General features: G+C 35.6%; 16 protein-coding genes and 2 other RNA genes. 5 read left to right on the top strand and 13 right to left on the bottom strand.

Annotation, left to right across the window (positions count from 1 at the left end; all coding sequences use genetic code 11):
* Window positions 1-95 precede the first annotated feature (95 nt).
* From CCAND38_RS05320 to rny, 4 genes are all read left to right on the top strand, one after another.
* Window positions 96-395 carry a hypothetical protein gene (locus tag CCAND38_RS05320; protein ID WP_042344210.1) on the top strand — a complete coding sequence of 100 codons (300 nt, stop codon included), beginning with the start codon at window positions 96-98 and terminating at the stop codon, window positions 393-395.
* 12 nt (window positions 396-407) lie between these two features.
* Window positions 408-695 (top strand): cell division protein ZapA, encoded by a 288-nt coding sequence (locus tag CCAND38_RS05315; protein WP_042006118.1) that lies wholly within the window; start codon window positions 408-410, stop codon window positions 693-695.
* A gap of 61 nt (window positions 696-756) precedes the next feature.
* Window positions 757-862: non-coding RNA, 6S RNA (ssrS, locus tag CCAND38_RS11445), on the top strand.
* 58 nt (window positions 863-920) lie between these two features.
* Window positions 921-2489 (top strand): ribonuclease Y, encoded by a 1569-nt coding sequence (gene rny, locus CCAND38_RS05310; RefSeq protein ID WP_042344209.1) that lies wholly within the window; start codon window positions 921-923, stop codon window positions 2487-2489.
* A gap of 157 nt (window positions 2490-2646) precedes the next feature.
* Here the strand turns inward: rny and CCAND38_RS05305 are convergent, their stop codons facing one another.
* Window positions 2647-3171 (bottom strand): adenine phosphoribosyltransferase, encoded by a 525-nt coding sequence (locus CCAND38_RS05305; protein WP_042344207.1) that lies wholly within the window; start codon window positions 3169-3171, stop codon window positions 2647-2649.
* Window positions 3172-3180: 9 nt separating this feature from the next.
* Window positions 3181-3600 (bottom strand): nucleoside-diphosphate kinase, encoded by a 420-nt coding sequence (locus tag CCAND38_RS05300; protein WP_042344206.1) that lies wholly within the window; start codon window positions 3598-3600, stop codon window positions 3181-3183.
* 148 nt (window positions 3601-3748) lie between these two features.
* Between CCAND38_RS05300 and ffs the strand changes: the two genes are divergently transcribed.
* An RNA gene (ffs, locus tag CCAND38_RS11440) (signal recognition particle sRNA small type) lies at window positions 3749-3847 on the top strand.
* A gap of 9 nt (window positions 3848-3856) precedes the next feature.
* Here the strand turns inward: ffs and CCAND38_RS05295 are convergent.
* The 11 genes from CCAND38_RS05295 to menA form a co-directional block, all read right to left on the bottom strand.
* Window positions 3857-4609 carry a TerB family tellurite resistance protein gene (locus CCAND38_RS05295; protein WP_042006142.1) on the bottom strand — a complete coding sequence of 251 codons (753 nt, stop codon included), beginning with the start codon at window positions 4607-4609 and terminating at the stop codon, window positions 3857-3859.
* A 98-nt stretch (window positions 4610-4707) separates the two neighbouring features.
* Window positions 4708-4959, bottom strand: coding sequence for a type B 50S ribosomal protein L31 (locus tag CCAND38_RS05290; protein ID WP_042006127.1), 252 nt, complete (start codon window positions 4957-4959; stop codon window positions 4708-4710).
* 197 nt (window positions 4960-5156) lie between these two features.
* Entirely contained in the window at window positions 5157-5627 is a 471-nt protein-coding gene (locus CCAND38_RS05285; protein ID WP_042344205.1) for a DinB family protein, read from the bottom strand.
* Window positions 5628-5740: 113 nt separating this feature from the next.
* Window positions 5741-6490 carry a ribonuclease III gene (gene rnc / locus CCAND38_RS05280; RefSeq protein WP_042344244.1) on the bottom strand — a complete coding sequence of 250 codons (750 nt, stop codon included), beginning with the start codon at window positions 6488-6490 and terminating at the stop codon, window positions 5741-5743.
* A 5-nt stretch (window positions 6491-6495) separates the two neighbouring features.
* Window positions 6496-7743, bottom strand: a complete 1248-nt coding sequence (gene fabF / locus CCAND38_RS05275) for a beta-ketoacyl-ACP synthase II (protein WP_042006130.1) — start codon at window positions 7741-7743, stop codon at window positions 6496-6498.
* A gap of 119 nt (window positions 7744-7862) precedes the next feature.
* A complete protein-coding gene (locus tag CCAND38_RS05270) occupies window positions 7863-8099 on the bottom strand; it encodes an acyl carrier protein (RefSeq protein WP_042006133.1) in 237 nt (78 codons plus the stop codon).
* A 175-nt stretch (window positions 8100-8274) separates the two neighbouring features.
* Entirely contained in the window at window positions 8275-9144 is an 870-nt protein-coding gene (locus CCAND38_RS05265; RefSeq protein WP_052458138.1) for a hypothetical protein, read from the bottom strand.
* Window positions 9145-9519: 375 nt separating this feature from the next.
* Window positions 9520-10275: a hypothetical protein gene (locus tag CCAND38_RS05260; RefSeq protein WP_156129768.1), complete on the bottom strand. Its 756-nt coding sequence runs from the start codon at window positions 10273-10275 to the stop codon at window positions 9520-9522.
* A gap of 6 nt (window positions 10276-10281) precedes the next feature.
* Entirely contained in the window at window positions 10282-11439 is a 1158-nt protein-coding gene (locus tag CCAND38_RS05255; RefSeq protein WP_042344199.1) for a 5-(carboxyamino)imidazole ribonucleotide synthase, read from the bottom strand.
* A gap of 169 nt (window positions 11440-11608) precedes the next feature.
* Window positions 11609-12286, bottom strand: coding sequence for a metal-dependent hydrolase (locus CCAND38_RS05250; RefSeq protein ID WP_042006138.1), 678 nt, complete (start codon window positions 12284-12286; stop codon window positions 11609-11611).
* A gap of 59 nt (window positions 12287-12345) precedes the next feature.
* The coding region (gene menA, locus CCAND38_RS05245) for a 1,4-dihydroxy-2-naphthoate octaprenyltransferase (protein WP_042344198.1) at window positions 12346-12849 on the bottom strand (504 nt) is incomplete at its 5' end.

The following is a 12849-nucleotide window of genomic DNA, read 5'->3' as shown; positions in this document are numbered from 1 at the left end:
ATATCAAATACATACAAATATAAATTCAATTAATTCATTGAAAAATTGTTTTTTTAAGCATTCTGTATTAACTTTGTACCCACAGAATACGTTGAATGTCTGCAACAGGAAATATATATGATTTGGCTCGATTGCTCGAAGAAAAAGCAATGCAGTTGAAACGTAAGATAGAAGATTTAGCATCTGAAAATCAACGATTAAAAGAGCAAACAATCTCTTTGTGCAATGAAAAAGAGATTTTAACAAAAGAAATTATTCTTTGGAAAGAAAAATACGAAGCCATAAAAGTTGCAAACGGTATTCTCGGCAGTAAGGAAGAAAAAACAAAAGCAAAACAACAGATAAACGCTTTAATCAGAGAGATTGACGCTTGTATTGTTCAACTTTCAAAATAGACCCAAACAAAAATGGATGAAATTTTGAAAATTAAAGTTTCAATTGGTGATAGGGTCTATCCGATGAACATCGAACCTCATCAAGAAGAAGGATATCGCAAGGCAGCTAAAGAAATCAACGAGTTGATTCAAAAATTCGAATCAACATATGAGTTGAAAGACAAACAAGATGCTTTGGCGTTGTGTGCCATTGTTTTAGCAACAAATATTGAACAAAAAAAACTCGACGAGAGTCAAATAGATTCTACGGTTAAAGATAAATTGACTTCCATCAACGAATTGATGGACGCCATGCTTTGATTCATATGTTCTTACAAATAGAAAGGAATTACTGCCTACATTGATCATGATTTTTTGGTAAACTCAACATTAAACAAAATAAAAAAGGTAAGTGGAGTTGTTAAAGCGTGCCGTCATCGAACGGATTCTTGACCAGCTCAGTAGCCTTAAACCTGTTCGCGGAGTTTACGCAAAACTCTCAAATCAATGTAGGTTTTTTTATACATAATTTTTTAAAACAAGCAAATGGAAACAGTAATATTAGGAATTGTGGTCGCAGGAATCGTAGGGATTGCCTTAGGATTTGCCATCGCAAAGGTATTGGAGAAAAAAAACGCTTCAAAAATTATCTTAGGAGCTAAAACAGAAGCAAATACTATTTTAAAAGAAGCTAAGAGCGAGGGTGAAAACATCAAAAAAGACAAAATCCTACAAGCAAAAGAAAAATTCCTAGAACTCAAAAGCGAACATGAAAAAGTCATTGCCAGTAAAGACAAAAAAATGGCAGAGGCTGAAAAACGTATCCGTGACAAAGAATCGCAGGTTTCAAACGAATTAGCTCAAAACAAACGACTTAAGGACGAATTGGAAGAGAAAAACAAAGAAGCCGAACATCGTCTACAATCACTTAACAAAAAACAAGAAGAAATTGAACGTCTACACAAAAGTCAAGTAAAACAATTAGAGGTTATTTCGGGACTTTCTGCTGAGGAGGCAAAAACTCAATTGACAGATTCATTACGAAGTGAGGCTCAGGCTGATGCGATGGCATATATCCAAAGTACTATCGAGGAGGCAAAGTTAACTGCCCGTCAAGAAGCTAAAAAAATTGTCATCAACACCATTCAACGCATTGGAACTGAAGAAGCTATCGACAACTGTGTGTCAGTTTTTAACTTAGAATCGGACGATGTAAAGGGTCGTATAATCGGACGTGAAGGGAGAAACATTCGTGCTTTGGAAGCCGCCACTGGTGTAGAAATCATCGTGGACGACACTCCTGAAGCCATCATCCTATCTTGCTTCGACGCTGTACGAAGAGAAATCGCACGATTGTCACTACATAAATTAGTTACGGACGGACGCATTCACCCTGCTCGTATTGAAGAAGTTGTAGAAAAAACTACCAAACAGATTGAAGAAGAAATTATCGATATTGGTAAACGAACCGTAATTGATTTGGGAATTCACGGTTTACATCCAGAGTTAGTAAAATGTGTAGGAAGAATGAAGTATCGTTCTTCTTATGGGCAAAACCTTTTACAACACTCTCGTGAGGTAGCAAAACTATGTGGTGTAATGGCTGCCGAATTAGGACTAAATGTAAAGTTAGCAAAACGTGCAGGATTACTACACGATATAGGGAAGGTTCCTCAAGTAGAAACCGAGGTTCCTCACGCAATCTTAGGAATGGAATGGGCAGAAAAATACGGCGAAAAACCCGAAGTTTGCAACGCTATTGGGGCTCACCACGACGAAATTGAAATGACTTCCCTATTATCCCCTATCGTTCAGGTGTGTGATGCTATAAGTGGTGCTAGACCAGGGGCTCGTCGTCAGGTATTAGATTCTTACATTCAGCGCTTAAAAGATTTGGAGGATGCAGCATTCTCTTTCAATGGCGTGAAAAAAGCATATGCTATTCAAGCAGGACGGGAGTTGCGTGTGATTGTAGAAAGTGAAAAAGTGAGTGATGATAAAGCTGCAGAATTATCGTTCAACTTATCTCAGAAAATTCAAACAGACATGACCTATCCGGGACAAGTAAAAATCACTGTTATTCGTGAAACTAGAGCTGTTAACATAGCTAAATAGGAACTGTTGAACGTAATATTATAGACATATTTACCCGATTGGAGAAACCAATCTAAAAGTATACAGCCCCAAAAGTTAAATATTTTTGGGGCTGTACATTTTAAAAAATGAAAACGTATTGATGGTTACTTTCTCATTTATTTTTAAAGTAGCTTTTTCAGTATTTCAAAACACTATAAACCTCGTGATTTCCTAATTTTTGAACACCTTTCAAGAACGTAAGTTCAATGAGGAAATTCAACTGGACAATATTTCCTCCGAGAGTTTCAACGAGTTTTACTGCTGCTTCGGCAGTACCTCCTGTAGCGAGTACATCATCATGAATTAGAACGTTCTCTCCTTTTTTAATTGAATCTGAATGGATTTCGAGTTGATCCTGACCATACTCTAAATCATAGGTCTGTGCAATAGTTTCGAACGGGAGTTTGCCCGGTTTTCGTACTGGAACAAATCCTGCTCCTAAACGTTGAGCTAAGAGCGTTCCGAAGAAAAATCCACGACTTTCCATTCCGATTACTTTATCAATTTTCTTTCCATCAAGACGCTTCAAAAATAAGTCTAAAACCTGTCTGGTTGCTTGGACATCAGCCAACAGAGGTGTAATATCTTTAAATACGACACCTGGTTTTGGAAAATCGTAAATATCTCTTATTTTACTTTCTAAATACGTAATTTCATCCATCTTTCTTCATTAAAAAGTTTCACGTCCTGAGAAATGAAAGCTACTTTCAATAGCTGCGTTTTCATCACTATCTGATCCATGAATAGCATTTTCAGAAATAGACTTGGCAAATCGCTTACGAATAGTCCCTTCAGCAGCATTTTCGGGATTGGTAGCTCCGATAAGTTTTCGGAAGTCTTCCACAGCGTTATCTTTTTCTAAAATTGCTACTACGATAGGGCCTCTCGACATAAATACTACCAAATCTTGAAAGAATGGACGCTCTTTATGAATTGCATAAAATAGCTCTGCATCTCGACGAGACAATTGTGTGAATTTCATTGCTTTGATTTTGAATCCCGCTTCTGTAATCTGATTTAAAATTGCTCCAATGTGTCCATTCTCCACAGCATCGGGCTTAATCATTGTAAATGTTCTGTTTGTAGGCATAACTAATTATATTTTAATATTTTAAAAACTATTTGTAAATCAGCAATATAGCATATTTACACACACTTTTTTATTTTCTTGTTCCACAAATATACACATTTTTTTCTAAAAAAACTTGTTTAGTGTACAAAAGTATGTATATTTGCACCGGCAAGTCCTACACGACCAGCTCCTACAAAATCCTCCAGGGTGGGAACACAGCAAAGGTATGTGGTTGTAGCGGTGCGATGTAGGTAGCTTGCCATTTTTTATTGACTCAAAGTCCCCTTTCTTTTTGGATTTGCTCATAAGCTTGTTGCACCTGCTTAAACTTTTCCTCAGCTCCTTTTCTGATAGCTTCGTCTTGTGTAATCACCTTGTCTGGGTGATATTTTTTTGCCATTTCACGATAAGCCTTTTTCACCTCAGCATCAGTAGCATTTCGATTGATTTCAAGAATGGTATACGCATCACGAATACTTTCTTTCTGGCTGCGAACAAACATGGCTTTAATACTTTCAAAATCATGTTGTGAAATCGCAAAATATTGTGCAATCTCTTTAATCTGACGTTCTTCCGAGTCACTAACTATACCATCAGCTTTGGCAATTCCAAAAAGAAAATGTAGAATCTGCAAACGAGTTTCGTAGGGAGTACGAGCTCTTAGAAACATACTAACTCGCTGAGCAGATATTTCACGTCCTTTCACTAACTCGTTGAAGGTTCTGAAAACAGCATTAGCTCGATCTTTCCCATACATTTCAACAAAACGAAGCCTGACAAAATCGAGTTCTGATTGGCTGACCTGCCCATTAGCTTTAATAACTAATGAACATAAAGAAAGTAGGTTAACCTCAAAATCTGCTGGACTTACTGTTCGTTGTTGTCGATAATTTGATTGCGATCCATACTGCCCACTTCCGCCAGAGTTATTTGTAAAACTTTTCAACAAATACCCTAAAAAATATCCAATAATAGCCCCAGGCAATTTAAAAAGTAAGTATCCTAATAAAGAAAGTATCCACTGCATATCAATTATTACAAAAATATTAGTAAAAATAAAACTGCTCAAAAAATCAGTTTGACCCAATTTTTTGAACAGTCTCGTGCATTAAATAAAAAAACTGCTTATTTTTTAAATTTAGCATATTTGCTTTTAAACTTATCGATACGTCCTGCGGTGTCAATAAGTTTTGATTTTCCTGTATAGAAAGGGTGAGATGTTCTTGAAATCTCCAATTTCACTAATGGATACTCAGTTCCTTCAACTTCAATTGTTTCTTTAGTGTCGATAGTAGACTTCGTAATAAAGATTTCTTCATTTGACATATCTTTGAAAGCTACCAATCTGTAAGATTCTGGGTGTATTCCTTTTTTCATCGCAATGTATATTTTTTATCCACTTAATTTTTCAAAGGGCAAAGATAGGTATATTTATTTAATTAGCAATAGTTTCAGTTAAAAAATATTGAATTATTTTAGATTAACGTGTATTTTATCTCATTCAAAATGCTACATCAATATCATCAAACAATTTAAAATCAGTCCTTTGTTCTGAAATGATATTTTTGAAGACTCTACTTCACAAAATAATTTAAACTGATAACCACTCCCAAATGCATACTCTCATGTGTGTTATTAAATTGAATAGCATCCTCAATCGAATTCAATTCAAATCCATAACTTGTTGAATATGAATTAAAATTCTCAAAAAAACCTTGTTGATAATCTTCCTGAAGTTGCTTTTGTGTTGATATAAGTAATTCCTTTAATTGCTGAACCTCTTCTTTTGTCGGCGTATGCCCATCGGGAGCCGTACCTTTTCGATAGGTTTCTATAAAACTCTCAGGCACTTTGGGTGTTAATCCACTAAGTTTATAGCACAATATTTGTTGAGTTGCAACGCAATGAGCTATATTCCATAAAACATTGTTATTGAATCCATTAGGAATTGTTGCTAAACCCTGCTCTGTCAAACTATCTAAATAGTTCAACAATTTAGCACGAGTAGCCTTATGCAGGTTGAATGTTTGTGATGTTAGTTTCATTTGGAATATTTTTTTGATTTACAAAAGTACGGTTTTCTTACAAAAACAGGAAGGATTTATAGGAAAAACAAAATTGATTTAGCAAGTAAAACCACAAACGAGTTCGGCACAAATCACTGAATTAGGTTCTTGTGTTTTCCTTGAATTTTGTAACACGCTCGTTTGGCAGCGTTTTCTTCTGCTTTTTTCTTAGAAGTAGCTCTTGCTTTAGTCACAGAAAAACCTTCCACATAAATTTTTGACACAAAATACTTTGCTCCTGAGCGGTCTTCTTTATCTTCGTCTGTATCAAAGGAAAAAGTGAGTTTGTGTTTTTGACACCATTCAATGAGTAAACTTTTATGGCTAAGAATCTTATCTTCAAGGTTTTTAATATTTATGTAAGGTTTTATCAATTTCCTTTCAATAAATCTCATACACTCACCGTAACCTTTATCGAGATAGATTGCTCCTATAAGAGCTTCAAACAAATTTCCTGTTATATTGTTCCCTAATTGTTTTGGGGGCAATTTTGTGCGTAAAAAATCTAACAATCGCATTTCTTTACCTAATTCATTCAAATAGCGGCGTTCTACGATTTTTGATCGCATTTTTGTCAAATACCCTTCATCTTGTTCAGGAGCATTCTTAAAAATATAGTCTGCGATAACTGCTCCCAAAATAGCATCACCCAAAAACTCCAAACGTTCATAGCTTTTCCGTTTGGTTTTATCATATTGATAAGACGGATGCGTAAAAGCTTCGCTATAAAAAGACAACGTCTTTGGAGAATAGCCCAACAGTGCTTCCATTTTGGCATAAAAAACCCCGTCTTTTTTCTTTTTAAAACGGGTAAAACTTAATATTTTTTTTAGATTTATCAAAATGACTATATTTTTTTGAACAAGACACAAGCGTTATGACCTCCAAAACCAAATGTATTACTCATAGCGACTTTGACATCTCTTTTTTGAGCTTTATTAAATGTAAAGTTGAGTTTAGGATCAATACTTTCATCTGCAGTTTCAAAGTTAATTGTCGGAGGGATTATTCCGTGTTTCACAGCTAAAATAGAAGCGATAGCCTCTACAGCTCCTGCAGCCCCCAATAAGTGCCCTGTCATTGATTTTGTTGAATTTAGATTGATGTTATATGCATGTTCTCCAAAAACATCTAACACAGCCTTTGATTCTGCAACATCTCCAAGAGGAGTTGAAGTACCATGCAGATTTATAGCATCCACTTCTTCTGGTTTCACCCCAGCATCTCTCAAGCAGTTGAGCATAACGTTCTTAGCCCCTAAACCTTCTGGATGTGGAGCCGTCATGTGATTAGCATCTGCGGAAAGTCCTCCTCCTGCCAATTCACAATAGATGGTTGCCCCACGAGCGATAGCATGTTCATATTCTTCTAAAACGAGAGCTCCTGCACCTTCACCTAACACAAAACCATCTCGGGTTGCATCAAACGGACGAGAGGCTCTTGCATAATCATCATTACGTGTAGAAAGAGCGTGAAGAGCGTTAAACCCTCCGATTCCTGGTATAGTAACCGCAGCTTCCGAACCTCCAGAAACAATTACATCGGCATATCCCAAACGAATATAGTTCAAAGCGTCTATAATCGCATTAGCCGATGATGCACAAGCAGATACGGTAGCAAAATTAGGTCCTCTAAATCCATACTTGATAGAAATCATCCCAGGAGCAATGTCTACAATCATCTTAGGAATAAAGAAAGGATTAAAGCGTGGACTTCCATCTCCTTTTCCAAAGTTAAGCATCTCATCCTGAAACGTTTCCAGCCCTCCAATGCCTGAACCCCAGATAACTCCTACACGGTCTTTATCAATGGTTTCAAGATCAATTTTTGCATCTTTGATAGCCTCATCAGAAGCTACCATAGCGTATTGTGTAAATTTGTCTAATTTTCGTGCTTCTTTTCGGTCGATGAAGTCTTCCACCTTGAAGTTTTTTACCTCACAAGCAAATCTTGTTTTGAATTTTGAAGCGTCAAAATGCGTTATCATGCCAGCACCACTTGTACCCGCAATCAAATTCTCCCAATATTCTTGAGTGGTATTTCCTATTGGGGTCAAAGCTCCTAAGCCTGTTACTACAACACGTCTATTTCTCATACAATTAAACAAATTTAGTTCATTAATAAAAAAAACAGTAAGCCATAAGACTAATACGCTGACTCTAAACTGATTCAGTTATTGGCTTACTGCTTACTGCTCATAGCTCACAACTTAAATTATTGTTTAGCCTCTTCAATATATTTGATAGCTTGACCAACTGTTGCGATGTTTTCTGCTTGGTCATCTGGAATTTGAATATCGAATTCTTTTTCGAATTCCATAATCAACTCCACTGTGTCCAATGAATCAGCTCCTAAATCGTTTGTGAAGCTCGCTTCCGTTACTACTTCGTTCTCGTCTACACCTAACTTATCAACGATAATGGCTTTTACTCTTGATGCAATGTCTGACATAATCTTTATATTTTTAAAATTAAATACCGATGGCAAAAATAATAAACTTTTTTTAAAAACACTACTTTTATTGGTTAAATATCGATGTTTTTTGTTTTTTCAAATCATAACTCATTGTTAAACAGCATCTACACCTCACCTTTTAACAAAATGACTGTTAGACTTTTATTCCGGCTTAGTGATACTGAACCTCTCTGAGAACCATATAACGAGCTATACCGTCCACATATTCGACGCGTTCTATCCAATTCCCTCTTTTGTCATAAGTATAAACATAGGCTACTTCGTCCAACATCAAACCTAACCTATCGTATTTAGTTTGTGTGGTAATATTTCCTGAAGAGTCATACTCAAAGACAACCTTATAAATAAGTCTATCTCCTTGGTAAAGAATCGCCTCGACCATTCTACCTTCTGCGTCATAGGTATAAGTCTCACAGTTATCTGGCTTTGATGAACGAGTACTAACATAACGACAGAGTTTTGAAACCCGTCCTGCATCATCGTACTCGTGTGTATATTTACCACATGTTGACTGTTCTGTTTGTACACAAACTTCTTCTATTTCTTGACCCTTATCGTTATTTTTATAAGCATACACTTCAAAAATAGCACCTTGAGAATTGTATCCTCGGAATGCTATTTTATTTCCTTTTTGATCGTATAAATAAACGCTTCTTTTGGACATCTTACCATCTGAACCGTAGGTTTCGCGAGCCGTACGCTTCCTTGTATTACTATACCTATAAACCACCTTGTGATTCAACTTACCTTCTTTATCGTAATACAACGCATCCGTTTTGTACCCTTCTCTATCAAAATTGGTTACAACGTCCCCACGCCAATAATCTGCTTTTTTTCCTTTGTAAATAGTCCCAAAACTATCAACGGCCATGTGCGATGTAATTCGCAATGACCTGACGTTTCCAACTAAACCGATTTCCTTCAACTGACTGGTAGGCTTTCGGGGTGGTACCATCTGTGCAAATGTAAAATCACAGAAAAAACTAAATACAATAAATATGATAACTGCAAATTTTTTCATCTCTTTTTGTTTCTAAAAATTAATCTAAACGTACTGAATCTCATACAAAATTACATAAAACGATTTATTCCATAAAATTTTTCTGAATTATTTAACAAAAAAAATGTGATTTCCTTGAAAAAACACCTTTTTCCTTGTTTTCTATAAACCTTTCGTATCTTTAAAAAAACCCAAAAAACACACATCTTAACACTATAAATCAATGAATTAAGTAAAAACCTATAAAAAACAAATGCTACGCAAGTAAAATTCACGTAGCTTTATACTCTTTAGAATGTTATAATGAAATGCAAAACTTGAATAGAACTTAAAGATGTAATGATTTGTTTAGAAATGATGATAATGCTGAGTAGCAAAAATTGGATAAAAATATCCTCAATAGTATGTGATTTTTCTTTCTGTTAATACCTGCGACATACCGTAGATTTCTTCAATGCGTTCAATCCAATTACCTTGGTTATCATACTTGTACGTAAATTTTTTTTGTCCGTACAATTGCCCTCCATTTCCATAGTAATTCTCTTCAATTACATTATTTTTTTCATCATAGACATATTTCAAAACCACTTTTTTACCTTCCTTATCCTCAATGTAACGTTCTGATAGATTTGATTTTGAATCATATATAAATTCGGATTTCATCAAAAAGTTCTCTTTTGAGTCGAGTAACAATTCATTTATCTTAAGCCCTTTTTCATCGTAACAAGCGATTTGTTTTCCTGTAAAAACACCATTAGCATCGTATCCATTTACATCTTCTTTTTGAGTTTTGGAATTGTAGGTATGTTTCATAATCTCTTGCACTTGTTTCTTTTGATTGAACACATCTACTTGTCGCAAAAGGTTGTTGCCCTCGTAAATGTACACCCAACTTCCTATGATTTTTTCATCGGTTGAGAATTGTTCTCCGGAAACCTTGTATCCTTTGATGTTGTACGAAACCAGGGTGTTAAACCCTGTCATTGGACTACCTTTTTGCATCTTTCCGTTGTCATTAATATACTGATATGTAATGCTTTTTACAGATTTAACTTTCCCTTTTAAATTTTCTTTTTCCCAGTCGGTTATAGGATACTGAGCATATCCCAATAGCGAAAATAGGAATAATAGAGTAACAATATTATATCTCATACCAAATTAATTACTAATTACTTTAATCGTTTCCTTAACTTCTTGTGCGATGCGACGTGCTTCAACCACATTTTCACTAATGATAGTTACGTGTCCCATTTTCCGAAATGGACGTGTTTCACGCTTTCCATAAATATGAGGCGTAACACCTTCCATTGCCATAATTTTTTCAATATTTTGGTAGACTACCTCTCCCGTATGCCCTTCGGCACCTACTAAATTCACCATAACTCCAGCGAGTTTGCTTTCCGTTTTCCCTAAAGGAAGGTTTAAAATAGCTCTCAAATGCTGCTCAAACTGACTTGTGTAGGCCGCTTCAATACTGTAATGTCCTGAATTGTGAGTTCGAGGAGCTACCTCGTTTACTAAAATATCATCTTCTTGTGTTTGAAACATCTCTACCGCCAACAAGCCAACAATTCCAAAGGCTTCAGCGGTTTTCAAGGCTACTTCACGAGCCTTTTGTGCCACAGTATCGGAAATACGTGCAGGACAAATGACATATTCCACCTGATTAGCTTCAGGATGAAATTCCATTTCAACCACAGGGTAAGTTCGCACCTCTCCCTGTAAATTTCGAGCCACAATCACAGCTAATTCATTTTTGAAAGGAATCATAGTCTCAGCAATACACTCTCCCTTAGGCAAACTTTCTAAATCGGTGAACGAACGGACTATCTTTACTCCGTTGCCGTCGTATCCAAATCGAGTACTTTTCCATACAAACGGAAACCTTATGTGAGAATCTTCAATGGCTTTTTTTAACTCTTCAATTGATGGAAAACGGAAAAAATCGGCTGTAGGGATATTATTTTGAGCATAAAATTGTTTTTGAAAACCTTTATTTTGAATAATCTTTAAACTCCTTGCTGAGGGGTAAACCTTAACTCCTTCTTCTTCCAATTTTTCGAGTGCCTCTACATTTACGTTTTCAATTTCGATGGTAAGTACATCTACCTGTTTCCCGAAATTGTAAACTGTATCAAAATCTAATAAGCTTCCTTGAAAAAAACGATTACACGCCAGACGACTTGGAGCGTCCGAACTGGGGTCTAACACAAAGGTTTTGATATCATATTTTCGTGTTTCTGTGAGCAACATTTTACCCAATTGCCCTCCTCCTAAAATTCCTAAGGTAAAATCTGATGAAAAGTAGTTTGCCATACTGATTATTTATCTGTGAATAAGTTTGTCTCTGCACTCTATACATCTTTTGCTAAGAAAGAAGAGTAAGTTATAATGAAGTATATATTTACCAAAAAGACTGTCTGAAAAGTTGACTTTGAGCAAATCAAACTCCATACAGCCTTTGATAATAGATATGAATATTTTTTTAAACCGTAATAAAGCTTCCAATAGCAGGTAAAAGCAATTCTTTTCCTTTAGCTTTGAAGCTACGTTTTGCTAACTCGTGATCGATTTTAATGAGATTGAACGTGTCGTAATTCACTCCCATAATGGTATTACATTTCACGAAATCAGAAGCCATGATAGCATCTTCTACATCCATAGTAAAATTACCTCCAATTGGAAGAATTGCCAAATCTAATTTGTATCGAACAGGAATAAGTTGCATATCAAAATGTAGAGCTGTATTTCCTGCAATGTAAATGGTTTTATCCATTGTTTTGATAATGAATCCACCTGCACAACCTCCTGCTTTCCCGTTTTGGAAAGTAGATGAATGTAAGGCAGGAACAAATTTTAGCACCCCAAAAGGAAAATTATTTCCCCCTCCCAAATTCAGCGGATGACCATCGATACCTCGATCGTAAAAATATTCAACAATCTCAAAATTTGAAATTATTTTTGCGTTAGTACGTTTGGCAATCGCCTCAACATCGGTAGTATGATCTTGATGAGCACTGGTTATCAAAATATAATCGGCCTTGATACTATTGATATCAATATGCTTTGCTAAAGGATTCTCTGAAATAAAAGGATCAACTAACAAATAAGTTTCACCAATTTTTATTCCAACGCATGAATGTCCGTAATATGTGATTTCCATTTTAAGTAATTATGAAATGTGTTTATAATTATAAATTAGTAAGTAAAAGAGTGGCTAAATTACAAAATTTGTCCGATAAAAAACAAAAGTGACATAAAAAAAGTACTCAAAGCGACCTTTTTTAACTCTTTGTCCAAGTTTTTTAACACTTTGTTGTTCTTAACAGTGATTAAATGCAACGCTAATGGAATGAATACCAACAAATAAACAAGCTGCCAACCTGTCTGCAAATGCAATACAGAAAATACTAACATACTAAGCATCGCTACTACAACCAAATAATAGTGATAGAATTTAGCCAAGTTACTTCCCATTTTGACTACTAAGGTGTTTTTGCCCATAGCTTTATCGTTTTCATAATCACGCATATTATTGATATTCAACACAGCTACACTGAGTAACCCAACAGATGTAGCTGGTAAAAAAATCTTCCAATCTAATTCGTGCAGATACAAAAAGTATGTCCCAACTACGCTAACCAAACCAAAGAAAATGAAAACGAACAAATCACCGAAACCTCGATACCCATAGGCTGATTTTCCTACCGTATACTTAATGGCTGG

Origin of the sequence: Capnocytophaga canis (assembly GCF_000827555.1) — a bacterium.
Classification (GTDB): Bacteria; Bacteroidota; Bacteroidia; order Flavobacteriales; family Flavobacteriaceae; genus Capnocytophaga; species Capnocytophaga canis.
This window is presented reverse-complemented; position numbering and strand designations above follow the sequence as displayed.